This window comes from Gordonia sp. (in: high G+C Gram-positive bacteria), assembly GCF_052106715.1.
In the GTDB taxonomy this organism is placed as follows: Bacteria; Actinomycetota; Actinomycetes; order Mycobacteriales; family Mycobacteriaceae; genus Gordonia.
The window spans coordinates 121,519-139,384 of record NZ_JBQEDL010000004.1 but is presented as its reverse complement, the minus strand read 5'-3'; the positions used below and the strand labels follow the sequence as shown (position 1 = coordinate 139,384).

The following is a 17,866-nucleotide window of genomic DNA, read 5'->3' as shown; positions in this document are numbered from 1 at the left end:
GTTCTGCGTCGGCCGTCAGTACGCAGCGGTGGATCAGGACACGGGCACGCTGTCCTCGAGGAGCCCATCGGGCACGACGGCGGACTCGCCGCCGTGCGCGATCAGCTCGGGTGGGCCGAGAATGGACCGTGGCGCCATCCCGAATACCTCAACGGACTGGCAGTACTTGGACACGCGGATCACCGACATATTCAGTCGGGCCGTCAGATCGGTCGCCCAGTAGGGCACCCGCTCATTGGCCTTCAGTTCGACGATCGCCAGATGCGGCGGAATGATGAACCGGTTCTCGCCGCCTGACGCGAAAGCGAGGTCTCGGTCCCTCCCGTGGACCTTGTGGTCGATCGTCACTCGCAGACCGACGTCGGCGCCCCTGCCGATGAATGCTTCCCGCAGATAGCCGGTCGTCACGATCGGGCGCAGGTCGAGGTCGCCGACGAGCATCGTGACCTCCTCGGAGAACGCTCGCTGCTGCGGAGTCCAGTCGAGTCCCTCTCCGTCGTGCAGCCACCGGCACGCGTCCCCGTACGGCAGGGCGATTCGCCGCTTCTGCGTGACTCGGTTGACTCGCTGCTTGATCTCCACCTGAACCGGTGTGTCAGCGGTGCACTCGGACGGCGCACCATACAGACGCATCCGGAGCTTTCGGCGAAACTTGAGACCCTCGATCTTCTCCCAGTAGAAGCGAAGCGATTGCGTGTCGTAGTACAGCGAGGTCACCGGGTAGCCGCCGGTCGGCGAGTGCGGGTCGGTGTCCATCTGTGTGGCGAGCGCTTCGCGCAACGCGGGGACGTCCCGTTCGTCGATGAAATACTTGATCTCGTACCTATTGAACGAGTGGAGTCGGCTGGCCGTAGCGAGGTATCCGGGTGCCGCGTGCTCGTCGACGCCGTAGCTCCCCGTCTTTCCGGGGCCCTCGTGCACGGCTCGTCGGAACCGGAAACGTGACATTGAGTCGTTGTCCTAAACATCAGATTACGAATTGCTGAACCGCTTTATGCAATCCGTTGAACCTGCTCGCCGGCGGGGACGAACCTGCCAGTCGCCTGTGAGTGTCGGCGACAGTCTTGCGTTCGTCGGGCGCTGGTGAATGCGTCCGGGCTCCGGCCGGCAGTCCAGGCGAGTTTCAGCGTGCGGTGTCGTTCGCTGGCTAGGTTGGGCGGAGCTACGACGAGGAGGACACGTGGAGCGAGTGATCTCAGGGTCCGAACGACAAATCATCGATGATGCGATCGACCGCAATCGCGAATCCCTGATCGCGACCGTTCAGCGACTGCCTGTCACTGAGGTGCGGCGCAGTCTCGTACCATCTGCGACGACTCCGATCGGCCTCCTCAAGCATGCAGCCGCCGCTGAGCGATTCTGGTTCCAGCGGTTTCTCGCCGGTCGCGACGAGTGCGAATGCGACGGGCCCGCCTCCCCCGGCGAGGCGAGTTTCGCCGTGTCCGAGCACGAGCGCGTTGAGGACGTCGTCGCTGAATTCCGTGCGGCAAGCGAGCACTCCCGCTCCATCGCATCGCAGTACGATTTATCGGACGTAGTGCGCAACTCGCGCAACGAACCGGTCAGCGTGCGATTCGTGCTCGTCCACATGGTGGAGGAGTTGGCGCGGCACGCCGGTCACGCGGACATCCTCGTCGAGCAGATCCTGGCCGCAGAGTCTGGGCGTTAGACGCGCTCGGATCCCATCACCAGTGACACACTGGCGGCATGGGCACAACAGCTGAACTGTCCGCCGTCCTGAACGGGATCTCCGACATACGAGAGTGGCAAGAAGAGCTCTACCGGAACCTGCACAGCAGGCCGGAGCTGTCGCATCACGAGCACGACACCGCTGAAACGATCGTGCAACGACTCGAGAACACCTCGTTCGACGTGCACGCCGGCGTCGGGGGCACCGGCGTCGTCGGCGTGCTGCACAACGGTGCGGGTCCGACCGTCCTGTTCCGCGCCGACATGGATGCGCTGCCCGTCCGCGAGGCCACCGACCTCCCCTATGCCAGTACCGAAACCGTTGTAGGCGACGGCGGCGAGATTCCCGTGATGCACGCCTTCGGTCACGACGTCCACGTCACCTGTCTCCTCGGTGCAACACAACTCCTGTCCGACGGAGTCGACAACTGGAGCGGCACCGCGGTCCTGGTGTTCCAACCGGCAGAGGAGACCGGCGACGGTGCGCGCTCCATGCTCGACGATCGGCTCACCGACCTCGTCGGGGACGTCGACGTCGCCCTCGCTCAGCACGTCCTTCCGGCACCTGCCGGACACGTCGGGACCAGGTCCGGCCCCGTGCTGTCCGCCGCCGACAGTATGCGCATCACCGTGCACGGCCGCGGTGGCCACGGCTCGATGCCCCAGGCCACGGTCGACCCCGTCGTCCTCGCGGCGATGATCGTCGTCCGATTGCAGACCGTCGTCTCCCGCGAGGTCGCGCCTGCGGAACCCGCCGTTCTGACGGTCGGACGTCTCACCGCGGGCAGCAAGAGCAACATCATCCCCGACGAGGCGGTGATCGAACTGAACATCCGCACATACAGTTCTTCCGTCCGCGACAAGGTACTCGCCGCTATCTCGCGGATCGTCGTCGCTGAGTGCCAGGCGTCCGGCTGCCCGAAGGATCCGGATTTCGAGTTGTTCGACCGGTTCCCGGCGACCGTCAACGACGCGGAGGCGACGGCGAAGGTCACCGAGGCGTTCGACGCGTACTTCGGTGACAACGCGCGTCCGCTGCCGCTGCAGACGGCGAGTGAAGACTTCAGCGACATCCCGGACGCCCTCGGGGTGCCGTACACGTATTGGGGCATCGGCGGCATCGATCCCGAGGTGTACCAGGCAGCCGAGGACGCCGGCCGCGTCTCCGCCGACGTCCCGGTCAATCACTCGGCTAGTTTCGCGCCCGTCGTCCAACCCACCCTCGACACCGGTACGCAGGCCCTCGTCGTCGCCGCGCTCGCGTGGCTCTGACGACCCGGCTCTGACGGAACCGGCGGAAAGTACGGCCAATAGGGAGGAGTCGCCATGCGGTTCAAGAGTCACGGGCAGCCCGACAGCGGAGGTATGAAGGTCGGCGACCTGACCGGCCCGCACCTGTCCATGCAGTTCGGAGTCGGCGCAGCCGACCTCGGCACCATGGTGCAGGCGCCGAACGGCGATATCGTCGCGGTCTTCGGCGACACCTACCGGGAGGCGCGCGCCGGATCCTCGGACTGGCGCTCCCCGGTGATCCTCATCGGCGCGTGCGACGAGAACGGGCGCATTCAATGGAAGCGTGCGGGCGGACCGGACCCGACATATGCCCGCCAACTGTGGCCGTACATCCACGACCGTCCGCCCTGGCGGCACGGCGGCTTCTCCACCGTCATCCCGAGCGACATATTGCGCGTAGGAGACGACCTCTTCTTGCACGTCATGGTGATCCAGGGCTTTCCCGCCGTGAAGTGGACGGAGATCTGGCGGTCGTCGGACAACGGCGTCACCTGGGGGCACATGGGCCCGGGTGCCACGTTCGCCGCCGACTTGCACGACGGGCTCGCGCAGTCGTGGGCCTGGGATTACAACCCCGACGACGGTTGGGTCTACGTGATCTCCACAGCGTTTCAGTCGGGTTCGGGCATGATCCTGCGCGCCGTTCCACCCGCGGGAATCGGCGACCGCGGGGCGTATGTCTGCTGGGGTCTGCGCGACGGCCAGTGGGGCTGGGGCGCCGAACCCACGGTCATCACACCCGAGGGCGAGTCTTGGCGCGAGACGACGTTCCGTCGGCTCGCCGACGGCGCTCGCGTCGGGTGGGTCCTCGGCGGCTACTGCATCTCGGACCGCGGACTCTCCTACCGCGTACTCGACGGGCCGTTGGACGATCTGCACCAGCGCACCAAGACCACACCGATCGCCACGATCATGGATTGGTCGAGCGAAGATCACCCGGCGGGCCGAGTGGCTCAGGCGTACGGCGGCTACATCGTTCCCGGATCACGCCTGGACGTACCGAACGGGATCGGACTGTCGGTCTCGCAATGGAACACCAGAACCCACTGGCCTTACCGGGTCATGCAGTTCGCCACGACACTCAGTTCGCCAAGCCGCGCCCGCTCCGCGGATTCCGCTCTCGCGCAACGTCTCTCCCATTGGACTGCTGCGCTGGACGCAGCGGCCGACGACACCGCGGCTCCGCAGGAAGTCGCGGAGGCTCGCGCCGCTCTCGACCGATTGCGTGACGCGCTCGGAGGGTGAGCCGAACCTCGACCATCAACTCTCGGGTATCACCTGCATATTTCCTCCTCGGTGTATTAGGTTGTCGAGACGAGGATGACTTCGGCCGATTCCGACCCCGAGTTGGATACCTGATGCGGCACACGTGAGGGGAAGTGGACTGCGTCGCCGACACCAAGCGTGATGACATCTGAACCGATTCGCGCGTTGACGCTACCGACAAGAACGTACAGCCACTCCTCGCCATCGTGATGCGCACCCGGAGTGTCGTCACTGCCACGGGCGATGGTCAGGTGAATCGCCTGCAAGCCCGGATACGCGCCGCTCAGCGAAGCGAGAAGACCGTTTGCGCTGGCGTTGTAGACCCGCTCGCCGGCGCGACTGACGTGGTAGCTCGACTCGAACTGCTCGTCGACGAGTTGACTGAGTGACACGCCGAAAGCGTGCGCGATCTCAATGAGGGTGCCGACAGACGGCTGCCGAGTACCCGACTCGATTCGCGAGAGCTGCGTCGTCGACAGATCTACCTTGGTGGCCAGGTCGGCGAGCGTCCACTGACGCTGCTTGCGGTACTGCCCCACCCGCCGACCGATCCACCTGTCGTCGCGTCGCTCCCTGTCTGGCATGGTCAACACCCTACCGTCTTTACCTATGAGGCAAACTGAGTTGCCTAAGAGGTTGCACCGAATGGGGATGAGTGCCATCGTCGACTCCAACGCGGGCGGTGGACGGCCGCCCCGGCAAATGACGAGAAGGACGTTATGCGAGTGCAGGCACAGCTCAACGGAAGGCAGCCAGAGAACGTCGGCCGACCTCAGCACCTGTCGGTGGTGGGCGCTCCGCTGGCCGTCGCAGCGGTGATCCTGCTGGCGGTCAACCTCCGTCTGGTGTTCGGCAGCTCGTCTGCGGTCATCTCCGACATCCGGACCGCATACAGTCTGGGTCCAGTCAGTGCCGGTCTGCTCACGACGGGGCCGGTGGTCTGCCTCGGGCTGTTCGGCCCCTTGGCACCTCGTGCGCTTCGCCACTGGTCCGTGCCGACCGTGCTCTTGACCAGTCTCCTTCTGGTCGCCGGAGGCACGGCCGCACGCGGAATCGACTCGTGGGCGTGCCTGTTCGCCGGAACCCTCATCGCGGGCATCGGTATCGCAATAGCCAATGTGCTCGGCCCGGTGTTCGTCCGACAGTACTTCGCCCATCGCATCGGCATCATGACCGGACTGTTCACCGCCCTGGTCAGCGCGTCAGCAGGACTGGCATCCGGAGCGACGGTGCCGTTGGCCGATCACGTGTTCCACTCGTGGCGGGCGACGCTGCTGGCCTGGGCGGTGCCGACGACCCTGGCAGTCCTGACCTTGGCGGCCGTGGCCGTCCGTCACCGCCGAATCCCGGCGACGTCGCCGCACGCGACCGCGACTGCGCCGTCGTCGGGCCGCCTACTCCTGCGGTCGCCGACCGCGTGGGCGGTCACCGGTTTCATGGGACTGCAATCGCTCCTGGCGTACTCGCTCATCGCCTGGCTGCCGACGCTATATCGCGATCGCGGGCTCAGCGCCGAGGCTGCTGGCCTGACTCTCACCGTCCTCAGTCTGGCGAGCATCGCTACTGCGCTAGCTGTTCCCATCCTCGCCACCCGACTACGCGATCAGCGCCTACTCGCGATCGCAGTCGTTGCCGTCTCGGCGCTTGGCCTGGCCGGAGTACTCGTCAGCGGACCCCGCTTCGCGCTGTGCTGGGCCGTTCTGCTCGGACTCGGGCAGGGCGGGCAGCTATCGTTCGCACTGGCCGTGATGAACCTTCGGGCGCAAGACACCGCAACCGTCGCACACCTGTCGACCATGGCCCAGTCCGCCGGATACCTGATCGCCGCGTGCGGCCCCATCGCCATCGGACTACTCCACAGTGTCTCCGGCGGCTGGCGGGTGCCGATCGCCGCACTGATGGCACTCATGGCCGTACTCGTCGCGTGCGGGTGGGCGGCCGGACGCCCGCACACCATCAGCGTCGGACACGACGCCGGCCGCGCCGCTATCGACGACGGGAGAGAGCCGCCAGTTCGTAAAGACTCGAAGGAGCCACTCGGCGGGGCCGTAGCGGTGACGCCGCGTCCACCACGCGCTCGCTGCGAGCTGACAGACGAACACAGCGAAGGCAAGTGCCAGTAGTGCGGGCGGCGAGAGTGTCCCGGCGAGACCGAACCCGATGCCGGTGAACAACAGCAGTCCGATCACTGACTGCAGCAGATAGTTGGTCAGCGCGATCCGACCTGCCGGGGCCAGGCTCCGCCGCAGCCATCCGAATCGTGGGTGGTGCATCGCACGCAATAGCGTCGCGGCGTACGCCGCACTGAGCAGCGGTGCCGTCACCAGGCTGAGAGTGACTGCCGCGGTGGCGGTGTCGCCACCCAACAGGGCATAACCGACGGCGCCCGCGAGGCCGACCGGGAACCCGACCAGCTGAATGCGCCGCAGGGTCGGCTCCGAGCCGGTCAGGTCCGCCAGCAGACGCCTGCGCCCCGCGACCATTCCGACCAGGAACATCGCGAGTGCTGTAGGTCCCTGCATGGTTGCCGCCTGCGCGATAAGCAGCGGCACCCCGTCCAGATGCTGTCCGACGATCTCGCCGTACGAACCGAGCATCGCCCGATTCTGCTCGGCCGCGTTCGCCAGCGCCTCCGCGTGGTCGGGGAGGAAGGCCGAGCGATCCACTAAGAGACCGCTCGCACCCATCATGAGGAGCACCAGAGCGTAGATTCCTCCGGCCACGCGGAGAGCCACGACGTCGCGGGTCTTGTACAGCCCCAACAGGATCAGACACGCGAAGGCGTACGTGGTGAGGATGTCACCGCTGTAGAGCAAGACGATGTTCGCGACGCCGAGCACGAACAGGCCGAGCGTGCGGCGCAGCATGCGCGACGTGAAGCGCGCGCCCGCGCGATCGGCTGCTTGCATCTGCAACGTGAAGCTGTATCCGAAGAGAAAGGAGAACAGCAGATAGAACTTCATTGAGAAGAGTGCCGAGACCACGAATCGTGCGGCGCCGTCGGAGGCCGATCCGAACGAAGGATCTTCGACGAGGTTGCCGGGGTACGCCGACGCCATGAACGTGATGTTGACGACGAAGATTCCCAGGAGTGCGAAGCCGCGCAACGCGTCCACGTCGTGGATACGTGCGGCCCGCAAAGGTGCAGACGCGGTGGGGGTATGACGCATGCAGTTACTATAGGCAATAAACTATATTTAGTCTACTAACTGCGTGGGATAGGCTTCGACGCATGAGCTCCGGCGATCTCCCGGCTGCCCTGCGCCGGATGTGGCGGGTCGCCCCGCCTTCGTCGAGGTTGGGTCGACCGTCCAATCTGGACATCGACACCGTCGTGGGCACCGCCGTACGGCTGGCCGATGCAGGCGGCCTGGATGCCGCGACTCTGCCCCGCGTCGCCGCCGAACTCAGGGTCACCGCGATGTCGCTGTACCGCCATGTGGGTTCCAAGCAAGAACTCGTGCAGCTGATGGCCGACGCAGCATGCACGCCGCGACCGCCGTCCGTCGGCTCGGCCGGAGCCTGGCGTGCGGACCTGCGGGACACGGTGACCGCCCTGTGGGAGTTGTACCGTCGGCGGCCATGGCTGGCGCACGTGCCGACCGAGTCGGCGCCGACCGGTCCGAATCAGATGGCGTGGCTCGACCGCGCCCTCGCCTCACTCGACGTCGGCAACCTGGGCTGGGACGAACGGCTGCGGATCGTCATGCTGCTGAGTGGCCATGTGCGACAGTCCATCTTGCTGACGCAGGACCTCGCGGCGGGACGTCCCGCCAACGAGGAGCAGGCGGCGAGCGAGGCCCGCTACGGGCGCGCGATGCGTGAACTGATCGAATCGGACCAATTGCCGCAGGTGTCCGCGCTTCTGGACTCGGACGTCTTCGCCGACACCGGCGCCTCCACGGAGGCCACCGCCCGCGCCGACTTCGATGCTGGGCTCGAGATTCTGCTCGACGGCGTCGCGGCCCGGCTTGAGATCACGTAGCCCAGCCCGCCGAGCGTCCCAGCTGAAGGTGTGAGTCAGGCGAACGCCGCGATGTGATCGCCAGCCCCGTCTTCGTACGTCCGCGGCCACCCGTTGCGCGATCGCACCGAGAACCTGATGTTCCAGACCCGACGTCAACGCAGTGGGCGACACGCGTCACGTCCGCCGACCAGGTGTTTCAGTGGCTATCGCGGCTGACGTCAACGAAATCGCCACCTGCTGTGATGGCGAGGTCCGCGCCGAGAGCGGCGGACGGGGTGTGCGCACCGGCCCTTGCCTTGCCTGCGGCTAGTTGGAGAGCGGTCTGCGCGCCTACGGCGGCGGTGAAGTCCATGGCGTCGTCGGCCCGCAGCCAGCCTTCGCGGGCAGTGCCGTCGGACCAGGCGATCACGGCGTGACCCCAGGTGTGGGGGCGAGGGCGGGGAGCGGCTTTCGCTGTCAGCCCGGACATCCGTTTGATTACGAAGGTTCGCACGGCCCGGACCTGCAGGATCGCCGCCAGCAGCGGCAGAGTCGCACGGACGGCAAGCGAGGCGGGAACGAGGCCGGAGGTCGCCGACACCGAGGGGGCCCCGCTCACCCGCTGCGCGGCGATGAGTTCACCGGAAGGGACCTCGACCGATGGTAGCCGCTCGCCGTCGGGCAAGGTCAGTTGATAAACCTCTCCGCCAAGACGGGTTTTTATCAACCGGCCGCCTTCGAAGCGGCGGCCACCCATCGCGAGGCCGTCCACGATGCTGGTGACGAGCGCAGCGCCGAGCAACCCTTCGTCAACAGCGGTCGAGGCGACAGCGTCCACGCGGACCCGGCTCGGCACGGGACGGTCCTCGCTCAGGCGAGCCACGACCGCCTCGGTTCCGACAACGCCAAACCCCGCGCCGGTCACCAGGGTGCTTCCGGCGGCGACCGCCTCGTCGTGCAGGGCAAACAGGCGTTGAAAGGCTATCGGGTCGTTGGCCTGGTCGACATAGTGGCCGCCCGGCATGCACGCGCGTGCGAGCAAGACGGAGCTCTCGGCATAGTTCCCGATGGTGTTGATGACCACGGCGGGCCGCTGCTGGGTGATCTCGGCCGCCATGGCGTCGGGACCGGAGGCTACCACAGTCTGCGAGTCGGCCTCCAACCCGAGGTCGGCTGCGGCTTCACGAAGTCGGTCGGCGTCGCGTCCCACCAACACTGGAATCGCTCCGGATGCCACGATTTGTCGAGCGACCGCCTGGCCGACCCGGCCGGTGGCGCCCAGAATCCAGATTTCACCTTGTTTCATGTCTCGTCCACTCCTTGAAATGTCTCACTGTGTCATCACTAGAGTAGCACTGTGATGTCACTATGAGACATCGCGTGGGTAGGATGCCGGCATGGCACGTTGGGACGCTGGAGCTGCGGAACGCCTCCGCATGGCGGCACTGGACCTGTTCACGGAGCACGGTTATGACGCCGTGACGGTGACACAGATTGCCGAGCGGGCGGGCTTGACCCGCCGAACATTCCACCGGTACTTCGCGGACAAACGGGAGATACTCTTCGCCGGCTCCGAGCGGCTGCCGCCCGCCGTGGCCGAGGCCGCTCTCGCCACGACTCCCGGACTTCCACCGCTGCCGACGGCGCTGTCCGCCCTGCGCGAGGTCGGTGCGGAAGTCAGCGCGACCGTCACCGATACCGGACGGCGCAGAGCGCTCATCGAGTCCAGTGCGGAACTCACGGAACGCGAGCGCAGCAAGTTGGCCGAGGTCACCACCGCGCTGCAGAGTGCCCTGGAACAACGCGGAGCCGCGCCAGCCGAGGCGCACTTTGCCGCACGCGTGGCCTCGCTCGTCTCCGAGGAGGCGTTTGCACGTTGGACCCGCGGAGAAGGCACTTTCCACAGGTGCTTCGACAGCGCCGAAGCGGCGCTCCACGCGGTTCTCACCACTGCGAACAACTAAACCTTCACAAGCAGATCCGTGGTGTCGGGCCGACGCGAGTGATCGCTTGAGAGGCTCCGGATCTACTTTCACTCGCACGTGATCTCAGAATCTGGCACGCCAACGTTCGGCGCATCTTTGACCCGAAGCTTGGTTCTTGCTGCTATCCGCTACGCACTCGGGTGAGACTGTCCGCGTGACCCCGCATGTTCGCTTAGCTGCTGGGGCGCGTCAGTCACTCGCATACGAGTGGGGCGAGCGCTTGCGGCGCCCAATCGGGCCAGTCCGCGCATGTCATGAGTAGTCCAGAGTCGAACTGTGCCACCTGGCGGATCGTCAAAGCTGAGTTGTCGTAGATGAAGGCGCGTTCGCATCGGGTGATCGCGGTTGCAGCCAGAGGCCATACCCGTCGGTAGCGGCCGCGGATCTTGTCCTCGGGTACTGCGTGGCCGCCATCGGCGACGCGGGAGGCCACACGGGACACGGCGAGGGATTCCGGGATCATCACGACGTACAAGGACACGAAGAATCCGTGCTGGTGGGCGGTGTCGATCAGGTCGAGTTTCGATTCGTGCGAGAACACGGTCTCGGCGATGAACGATCGACCGGATTCGATCAACGCGTTGCGGGTGGTGGCGGCGATTGTCGCGGCCTCGTACGAGTGCCGTTCGGGTGATTCGGGCCAGCGTGCGCGAGCGATCACGTCTGCGTTGACGAACACCGATCGGGGAAGCATCGGCTGCACGTGGTGTTCGATGAGCGAGCTTTTACCTGCCCCGTTACATCCGACGATGAGGTCAAGACGTGCGCTCACGCACGGCCCATCACGCGGGTAGTCCCGTCGGGGAAGTACTCGACGATGTTGCCGTCGTCATCGAGCGCGACCGACGACAGTCCGCGGGCAGCACGCTGGGCACCGAAATCGACAGTCGGCAGGCTCTCTGCAATACCGGCCTCGACTTCTGCGTTGAAGACGATAGATTCCTGCTCGGTGAGGTCCTCAGATGCCAGCTCTCCGGCAAGTGCCTGTTCCACCCGGCGACGGGCGTTGCTGGTCTGCTCGGAAACTGACTGACCGATTCTCACCCAGTGCTCGAGCTGCTGGCGTGCCGATCGGTTACGGCGCTGGCCGGCATCGGCAGCTGCGTCGACGAGCGTTCCTGAGAAGCGAGTCACCTTGTCGCCGATCGTCATCATCAACCTCCTGTAGCAATCTGCTACGGACAGCATAGCGTGTTCGGGCTCCCAGGGTCGACGGAGCGCGGGCGGGGCACCGCAGCCTCGCCTCCCCCACCGCAACCTCGCATACTCAATAGCCCTCTCGATGCGTCTTAGCAGCCTGCGCTGAGGCTGCTAAGACACATTGAACGTGCGGCAGGAGAACTGACGCTGCGAGCCGAAAGGTAGGGCTGCGGCCGCACAACACAAGAGGCCCTCGCGGCGAACCGCTGAGGACCTCTTCCGATCTATCCTTCTTCTATCTCTTGCTTGTGGAGCCTAGGAGATTCGAACTCCTGACATCCGCCTTGCAAAGGCGGCGCTCTACCAACTGAGCTAAGGCCCCGGGTGCCCGACGAGTCGGGCGGGTGGTCGTAGTGGGCCTAGGAGGACTTGAACCTCCGACCTCTTCGTTATCAGCGAAGCGCTCTAACCGCCTGAGCTATAGGCCCGTGAACCGAGATGGAACGTTACCCGACGCGACGTGAACAAACAAAACGGGTGGTCAACAGGGGTCTCGACTCCGCTCGACCAGCACGCTCGACCCGCGGACGGCGCACGGTCTCGACTCCGCTCGACCAGCAGGACCAAGGAACGCTCGACCAACGAGGCAGATACGCTCGGCCGAGCGGCCGGACGGGGTCAGTCGAGATCGGCGAGCGTCACCTCGAAGCCGCCGACCATATCGGCGCACACGTTGTAGATGTACGCCGAGATCGTCGCCAGGCCCGTCAGGAGAATCGCACCGATGATGCCGAACACCGCGGAGAAGCCGAACACCATGCCTGTACCGATCAGGTCGCCGGTGCTCTGCCCCTCGCCTTCGACGAGGGTGCCGAACGAGCTGTTGATCTGATCCCACACGCCCATGCCGCCGAGAACGCCGTACAGGACAGCCACAGCGATCATCCAGATGAAGAAACCCACGATCGCCAGAACGCCGGTCACCTTGAACACCGACCACGGGTCTACGCGACGGATCTGGACGGCGGCCCGCAACGGCGCACCGACCCCTGACCGCGACGGAATGGTCTGGCTCTGCGCCCGTGCCGCAGCCTTCGCCTCTTTCGAGGCCTCCACATGGTGGATGGCATCGAGGTCGGGGAGCTCGTCCCGGTTCGCCAACTCGTTTCGCGGGATGTTCCTCGTGTCCGACTCGACGAACGGCTTCGACTCCGTCGGTCCGCCCGGCGCCGGCTTCTGCTGCTGCGGGCCCCCTTGCTGAGAACTCGACGGCGTGGCCCCGGCTGCATTATTGCCCGCAGCGGCGGCGAGTGCGGCGCTGCTCGACTGCGGACGACTACCAGCGGGCGCCGACCCTTGAGCGCTCGGCCGAGCCGGGCCCTGCGGGGGGCCAGGCTGGTTCGCGCCCGGCTGATTCTTTGCGGGCTGGTTCTGGACTGACTGGTTCTGGACCGCCGGGTTCGGGCCGGACGAACCCGCCCTGTCCTGCCCGGCCGAACCCTGTCCCGACGAACCCTGCCCGGACGACGACGGTTCCGACGGAGCTTGCGCATTCGACGGAGAAGACGGCGCCGGTGCAGACGACGGTGCCGAAGGCTGCGCCGGACCGCCCTTCGCCGGGGCAGACGGTGTACTCGATACGACTCCGCGGGGCGGCGGACCGGCAGCAGGTCTGCTGCCGGTGTCGACGCCTGCGGCCTTGGCGATCTCGCCGGCCGTCTTGCCGGTCGACGAAGTCTTCTCGCCGCGCTTCCACGGCGGAACGACCTGGCCGCGTTCGACGTTCTGGTCGTCAGGTGTGCTCACAAGCAAATCCTCACTGGACGGGTGATGACACCCACCCTAAACGCTGTCGGCCGTCATTCTTCGTCTGCCGCGCCCTCTTCGGGCTCATCGGCGTTGCGTGCGATCGCCAACAGGCTGTCTCCGTCGGACAGGTTCATCAGTCGAACGCCCTTCGTCTGACGTCCCGCCTTGCGAACCTGCTTCGCGAGCGTGCGGATCACGCCGCCGCTCGACGTGATCGCGTACACCTCGGAGTCCAGATCGACGATGATCGCACCCACTAGGTCGCCGCGCTTGGGATCGTGCTGAATGGTCAGCACACCCTTGCCGCCGCGGCCCTGCGCCGTGTACTCGCCGATCTCCGTGCGCTTGGCGTATCCGCCCGACGTGGCGACGAGCAGGAACGTGTCCGGCTGTACGACGCTGAGCGAGAGCAACTCGTCCTCGTTGTTAAACCGCATGCCCTGCACACCGGACGTCTGACGGCCCATCGGGCGCAATGTCTCGTCGTCCGCCGTGAAGCGGATCGACTGCCCCTTCTTCGACACAAGCAGCAGATCGTCGTCGCCTGAACACAGTTGCGCGCCGACGAGTTCGTCCTCGCCGCGCAGGTTGATCGCCGCGATACCACCGGAGCGGTTCGAGTCGAATGCGTCCAGACGCGACTTCTTGACCAGACCGTTACGGGTGGCGAGCACGAGGTACGGCGCATCGTCGTACCCGGAGATCCGAATGACCTGCGCGATCTTCTCCTCCGGCTGGAACGCCATCAGGTTCGCCACATGCTGCCCGCGCGCGGTCCGGTTCGCCTCGGGCAGTTCGTACGCCTTCGCTCGGTAGACGCGGCCCTTCGTCGTGAAGAACAGCAGCCAGTCGTGCGTGCTCGAGACGAAGAAGTGCGCGACGATGTCGTCTTGCTTGAGGCCGGCACCCTGCACGCCCTTGCCGCCGCGCTTCTGGCTGCGGTAGAGGTCGGTGCGGGTGCGCTTGGCGTAGCCGGTCTCGGTGATCGTGACGACGACGTCCTCACGGGCGATCAGATCCTCGTCCGCCACATCGCCTTCGGCCGCGATGATCTTGGTGCGACGGTCGTCCCCGTACTTGTCGACGACGTCTTTGAGCTCGTCGCGGACGATAGCTCGCTGGCGTTCCGGACGCTCCAGAATGTCCTTCAGGTCGGCGATCTCACGTTCGATCTCGTCGAGTTCGTCGATGATCTTCTGACGCTCCAGCGCCGAGAGGCGACGCAGTTGCATCGCCAAGATCGCGTCCGCCTGCAGCTCGTCGATGTCGAGCAGATCCATCAATCCGGTGCGCGCGGCGTCGGTGTTGGCCGACGCGCGGATCAACGCGATCACCTCGTCGAGCGCGTCGAGCGCCTTGACCAGACCACGCAGGATGTGGGCTCGCTCCTCGGCCTTACGCAGCCGGTACCGAGTACGACGCACGATGACGTCGATCTGGTGAGCGACGTAGTAGCGGATCATCTGATCCAAGCGCAGCGTGCGAGGCACGCCGTCGACAATCGAGAGCATGTTGACGCCGAAGTTGGTCTGCAACTGGCTGTGCTTGTAGAGGTTGTTCAGCACCACCTTCGCGACCGCGTCACGTCGGAGGGTCACGACGATGCGCAGACCGGCACGGTCGGACGACTCGTCGTCGATCTTGCTGATGCCCTTGAGCCTGCCGTCGTTGACCTGCTCGGCGATGGACCCGATCAGGTTGTCCGGGTTCACCTGGAACGGGAGCTCGGTCACCACCAGTGTGGTGGTGCCCTTGTTCTCCTCGATGTCGACGACGCTGCGCATGCGGATGCTGCCGCGGCCCGTCATGTACGCGTCCTTGATGCCCTGGGTGCCGACGATGAGCGACGCCGTCGGGAAGTCCGGCCCCTTCACGCATTCCATGCACGCGTTGAGCAGTTCCTCTTCTTCGGCGTCCGGGTGCTCCAGCGCCCAGAACACCGCGTCGGCCACTTCGCGCAGGTTGTGTGGCGGAATGTTCGTCGCCATACCGACCGCGATACCACCCGAACCGTTGATCAGCAGGTTCGGGATACGCGACGGGAGAACCGTCGGCTCCTCGGTCTTGCCGTCGTAGTTCGGGATGAAGTCGACGGTCTCCTCGGTGATGTCGCGGAGCATCTCCATCGCCAGCGGCGTGAGACGGGCCTCCGTGTAACGCATGGCGGCCGCGCCGTCGTTGCCTCGCGAGCCGAAGTTGCCCTGGCCGTCGATCAGCGGATAGCGCATCGACCACGGCTGCGCGAGGCGCACCAAGGCGTCGTAGATCGAGCTGTCACCGTGCGGGTGGTAGTTACCCATCGTCTCCGAGACCGGGCGGGCCGACTTCACGTACCCGCGCTCCGGTCGGAAACCCGCATCGAACGACGCGTACAGGAGACGGCGGTGCACCGGCTTGAGTCCGTCGCGCACCTCCGGGAGGGCGCGACCGACGATCACGCTCATCGCATAGTCGATGTAGGAGTTCTGCATCTCCTGACCGAGGTCGACAGGATCGATTCGGTCGCCGGCACCGTCGCTGTTCAACGGTGACAGGTCGGATTCGTCGCTCATTGCATCACTTTCTTATGGGTCTCGACACCGGCTCGACCGGCACGGCGGTCAGCGTCTGTCGGAGAGTTCAGTCAGTCGGCAGAGGCCTACACGTCGAGGAAGCGGACGTCCTTGGCGTTACGCGCGATGAAACTACGACGTGCCGAGACGTCCTCGCCCATGAGGATCGAGAACAGTTCGTCGGCGGCCGCGGCGTCGTCGAGGGTGACCCGCTTGAGGACGCGGACGTCCGGGTCCATCGTGGTCTCCCACAGCTCGCTGGCGTTCATTTCGCCGAGACCCTTGTAGCGCTGGATACCGTCGGCCATGTTGATCTTCTTGTTCGCCTCGAGGCCTGCCTTGAGCAGAGCGTCGCGCTCGCGATCGCTGTATGCGAAGTCCGGGGCTGCGCCCTTCTGCCACTTCAGCTTGTAGAGCGGCGGCTGCGCGAGGAACACGTGACCCTGTTCGATGAGCGGACGCATGAAGCGGAACAGCAACGTCAGCAGCAGCGTCGCGATGTGCTGACCGTCGACGTCGGCGTCGGCCATCAGGACGATCTTGTGGTACCGCAGCTTGGAGATGTCGAACTCGTCATGGATGCCGGTGCCGAACGCGGTGATGATCGACTGCACTTCGGCGTTCTTGAGGACGCGGTCGATGCGAGCCTTCTCGACGTTGATGATCTTGCCTCGCAGCGGCAGGATCGCCTGGTACATCGAGTCGCGACCGGACTTAGCGGAGCCACCTGCCGAGTCGCCCTCCACGATGTAGACCTCGCACTTCTCCGGGTCCTTGCTGCGGCAGTCGGCGAGCTTGCCGGGGAGTCCGCCGATGTCGGTCGCCGTCTTACGGCGGACCAGATCCTTGGCGCGTCGGGCCGCCATGCGTGCCTGCTGCGAGTCGGACGCTTTGCGGATGATGGTCTTCGCTTCAGCCGGGTTGGCCTCGAACCAATGCGAGAGGTGCTCGTTGCACGCCTTCTGGACGAAGCTGCGAACTTCGGTGTTACCGAGCTTGGTCTTGGTCTGACCCTCGAACTGCGGATCGGAGACCTTCACCGAGATCACAGCGGCGAGACCTTCGCGGATGTCGGTGCCCTCGAGCTTGCCGTCCTTCTCCTTGATCAGCTTCTTGTCTGCGGCGTACCGGTTGACCGTACTGGTGAGCGCGGAGCGGAAACCCTCCTCATGGGTCCCGCCCTCGGTGGTGTTGATCGTGTTCGCGAACGTGTGGACCGACTCGGAGTAGCCCTCGTTCCACTGCATCGCGATCTCGACCTCGTGGCCGGTGCCCTTCGCGGTGAAACCGATGACGGTTCGGTGGATCGGCGACTTGCTGCGCTTGTTCAGGTGGCGGACGTAGTCGACGATTCCGTCCGCGTAGTGGTAGGTCCGAGTCTTGACCTTGGCGATCTTCTCGGCCTTCTCCTCGGCCGTCTTGATCGACTCCGCGAACTCAGCGCTGTCGTCGTCTGCTTCGATCTCGGCCTCGGCGTCGGCCTCGGTGATCCGCTCGTCGGTCAGCGTGATGGTGAGGCCCTTGTTGAGGAAGGCCATCTCCTGCAGTCGACGGGCAACGGTCTCGGCGTCGAACTTCACCGTCTCGAAGATGCCCGCATCCGGCCAGAAGGTGACGGACGTGCCCGTCTCGCTGGTCTTATCGCCCTTCTCGAGAGCACCCGGCTTCGCATACAGGTAGCTCTGGTGCCAGTAGGCTCCGTCGTTCTTGATGTCCAAGTCGACGCGCGTGGACAGTGCGTTCACAACAGAGATGCCGACACCGTGCAGGCCGCCAGACACCGCGTACGAATCGGAGTCGAACTTACCGCCGGCGTGAAGCTGGGTCATGATGACCTCGACGGCTGGCACGCCCGTCGCGTGCATGCCGACCGGCATTCCACGACCGTCGTCCACGACTTTGACCCCACCGTCGGCGAGCATCGTGACGTCCACTCGCGATGCGTGTCCCGCCATCGCCTCGTCGACCGAATTGTCGACGACTTCCCAGATCAGGTGGTGGAGACCTCGTTCGCCGGTGGAGCCGATATACATGCCGGGACGCTTGCGAACCGCTTCCAGACCCTCCAGGATGGAGATGGAGTCGGCACCGTATTCACCGGACTTCTTCGGCTTTTTGCTACTGCTTTCGGCCACGGAGGGTCCGCTCCTGTTCGTCTAGAGGGCAGGTTACTCACCAGTGTACTG

At 65.4% G+C, this 17,866-nt stretch carries 14 protein-coding genes, 2 tRNA genes and 1 pseudogene; 6 read left to right on the top strand and 11 right to left on the bottom strand.

Annotation, left to right across the window (positions count from 1 at the left end):
- Positions 1-33: 33 nt before the first annotated feature.
- On the bottom strand, positions 34-948 hold the full coding sequence (locus ACTIMF_RS03650; RefSeq protein WP_442348916.1) for a polyphosphate polymerase domain-containing protein: 915 nt from the start codon (positions 946-948) through the stop codon (positions 34-36).
- Between the two features lie 241 nt (positions 949-1,189).
- Here ACTIMF_RS03650 and ACTIMF_RS03645 point away from each other — a divergent pair, with 241 nt between their 5' ends.
- The 3 genes from ACTIMF_RS03645 to ACTIMF_RS03635 are packed head-to-tail and all read left to right on the top strand — an operon-like array spanning position 1,190 to position 4,227.
- The gene (locus tag ACTIMF_RS03645; protein WP_442348915.1) at positions 1,190-1,669 is read left to right on the top strand and encodes a DinB family protein; all 480 of its coding nucleotides are present in this window, start codon (positions 1,190-1,192) and stop codon (positions 1,667-1,669) included.
- A gap of 38 nt (positions 1,670-1,707) precedes the next feature.
- Positions 1,708-2,961, top strand: coding sequence for an amidohydrolase (locus ACTIMF_RS03640; RefSeq protein ID WP_442348914.1), 1,254 nt, complete (start codon positions 1,708-1,710; stop codon positions 2,959-2,961).
- A 54-nt stretch (positions 2,962-3,015) separates the two neighbouring features.
- Positions 3,016-4,227, top strand: a complete 1,212-nt coding sequence (locus tag ACTIMF_RS03635; RefSeq protein ID WP_442348913.1) for a DUF4185 domain-containing protein — start codon at positions 3,016-3,018, stop codon at positions 4,225-4,227.
- Positions 4,228-4,283: 56 nt separating this feature from the next.
- On the opposite strand, the gene ACTIMF_RS03630 is transcribed toward ACTIMF_RS03635, so the two are convergent.
- Positions 4,284-4,832, bottom strand: coding sequence for a helix-turn-helix domain-containing protein (locus ACTIMF_RS03630; protein WP_442348912.1), 549 nt, complete (start codon positions 4,830-4,832; stop codon positions 4,284-4,286).
- A 135-nt stretch (positions 4,833-4,967) separates the two neighbouring features.
- On the opposite strand from ACTIMF_RS03630, the pseudogene ACTIMF_RS03625 reads away from it, so the two are divergent.
- Positions 4,968-6,062: pseudogene (locus ACTIMF_RS03625) on the top strand (MFS transporter); the annotation flags it as partial.
- Positions 6,063-6,098: 36 nt separating this feature from the next.
- On the opposite strand, the gene ACTIMF_RS03620 reads toward ACTIMF_RS03625, so the two are convergent.
- Positions 6,099-7,418 carry a DUF418 domain-containing protein gene (locus ACTIMF_RS03620; protein WP_442348911.1) on the bottom strand — a complete coding sequence of 440 codons (1,320 nt, stop codon included), beginning with the start codon at positions 7,416-7,418 and terminating at the stop codon, positions 6,099-6,101.
- A gap of 62 nt (positions 7,419-7,480) precedes the next feature.
- Between ACTIMF_RS03620 and ACTIMF_RS03615 the strand changes: the two genes are divergently transcribed.
- Positions 7,481-8,233: a TetR/AcrR family transcriptional regulator gene (locus ACTIMF_RS03615; protein ID WP_442348910.1), complete on the top strand. Its 753-nt coding sequence runs from the start codon at positions 7,481-7,483 to the stop codon at positions 8,231-8,233.
- A 178-nt stretch (positions 8,234-8,411) separates the two neighbouring features.
- Here the strand turns inward: ACTIMF_RS03615 and ACTIMF_RS03610 are convergent, their stop codons facing one another.
- On the bottom strand, positions 8,412-9,500 hold the full coding sequence (locus ACTIMF_RS03610) for a saccharopine dehydrogenase NADP-binding domain-containing protein (protein WP_442348909.1): 1,089 nt from the start codon (positions 9,498-9,500) through the stop codon (positions 8,412-8,414).
- A gap of 91 nt (positions 9,501-9,591) precedes the next feature.
- Here ACTIMF_RS03610 and ACTIMF_RS03605 point away from each other — a divergent pair, with 91 nt between their 5' ends.
- Complete coding sequence (locus tag ACTIMF_RS03605) at positions 9,592-10,158, top strand: TetR/AcrR family transcriptional regulator (protein WP_442348908.1); 567 nt, start codon at positions 9,592-9,594, stop codon at positions 10,156-10,158.
- Between the two features lie 214 nt (positions 10,159-10,372).
- On the opposite strand, the gene ACTIMF_RS03600 is transcribed toward ACTIMF_RS03605, so the two are convergent.
- From ACTIMF_RS03600 to gyrB, 7 genes are all read right to left on the bottom strand, one after another.
- Positions 10,373-10,951 (bottom strand): AAA family ATPase, encoded by a 579-nt coding sequence (locus tag ACTIMF_RS03600; RefSeq protein WP_442348907.1) that lies wholly within the window; start codon positions 10,949-10,951, stop codon positions 10,373-10,375.
- Positions 10,948-11,334, bottom strand: coding sequence for a TA system antitoxin ParD family protein (locus ACTIMF_RS03595; protein ID WP_442348906.1), 387 nt, complete (start codon positions 11,332-11,334; stop codon positions 10,948-10,950). The genes ACTIMF_RS03600 and ACTIMF_RS03595 overlap by 4 nt, the downstream gene beginning before the upstream one ends.
- A 294-nt stretch (positions 11,335-11,628) precedes the next feature.
- Positions 11,629-11,701: transfer RNA gene (locus ACTIMF_RS03590), tRNA-Ala, on the bottom strand.
- Positions 11,702-11,733: 32 nt separating this feature from the next.
- Positions 11,734-11,807: transfer RNA gene (locus ACTIMF_RS03585), tRNA-Ile, on the bottom strand.
- A 190-nt stretch (positions 11,808-11,997) separates the two neighbouring features.
- Positions 11,998-13,125: a DUF3566 domain-containing protein gene (locus ACTIMF_RS03580; RefSeq protein ID WP_442348905.1), complete on the bottom strand. Its 1,128-nt coding sequence runs from the start codon at positions 13,123-13,125 to the stop codon at positions 11,998-12,000.
- Positions 13,126-13,178: 53 nt separating this feature from the next.
- Entirely contained in the window at positions 13,179-15,680 is a 2,502-nt protein-coding gene (gene gyrA, locus ACTIMF_RS03575) for a DNA gyrase subunit A (RefSeq protein WP_442348904.1), read from the bottom strand.
- Positions 15,681-15,766: 86 nt separating this feature from the next.
- A complete protein-coding gene (gyrB, locus tag ACTIMF_RS03570; RefSeq protein WP_442348903.1) occupies positions 15,767-17,815 on the bottom strand; it encodes a DNA topoisomerase (ATP-hydrolyzing) subunit B in 2,049 nt (682 codons plus the stop codon).
- Between the last annotated feature and the right edge of the window lie 51 nt (positions 17,816-17,866).

Coding starts and splice junctions, on each gene's coding strand:
- ACTIMF_RS03620 (WP_442348911.1), bottom strand. CDS start 7,418: ATGCGTCATACCCCCACCGCGTCTGCACCTTTGCGGGCCGCACGTATC.
- ACTIMF_RS03635 (WP_442348913.1), top strand. CDS start 3,016: ATGCGGTTCAAGAGTCACGGGCAGCCCGACAGCGGAGGTATGAAGGTC.
- ACTIMF_RS03630 (WP_442348912.1), bottom strand. CDS start 4,832: ATGCCAGACAGGGAGCGACGCGACGACAGGTGGATCGGTCGGCGGGTG.
- ACTIMF_RS03640 (WP_442348914.1), top strand. CDS start 1,708: ATGGGCACAACAGCTGAACTGTCCGCCGTCCTGAACGGGATCTCCGAC.
- ACTIMF_RS03610 (WP_442348909.1), bottom strand. CDS start 9,500: ATGAAACAAGGTGAAATCTGGATTCTGGGCGCCACCGGCCGGGTCGGC.
- gyrA (WP_442348904.1), bottom strand. CDS start 15,680: ATGAGCGACGAATCCGACCTGTCACCGTTGAACAGCGACGGTGCCGGC.
- ACTIMF_RS03615 (WP_442348910.1), top strand. CDS start 7,481: ATGAGCTCCGGCGATCTCCCGGCTGCCCTGCGCCGGATGTGGCGGGTC.
- ACTIMF_RS03650 (WP_442348916.1), bottom strand. CDS start 948: ATGTCACGTTTCCGGTTCCGACGAGCCGTGCACGAGGGCCCCGGAAAG.
- ACTIMF_RS03595 (WP_442348906.1), bottom strand. CDS start 11,334: ATGATGACGATCGGCGACAAGGTGACTCGCTTCTCAGGAACGCTCGTC.
- ACTIMF_RS03605 (WP_442348908.1), top strand. CDS start 9,592: ATGGCACGTTGGGACGCTGGAGCTGCGGAACGCCTCCGCATGGCGGCA.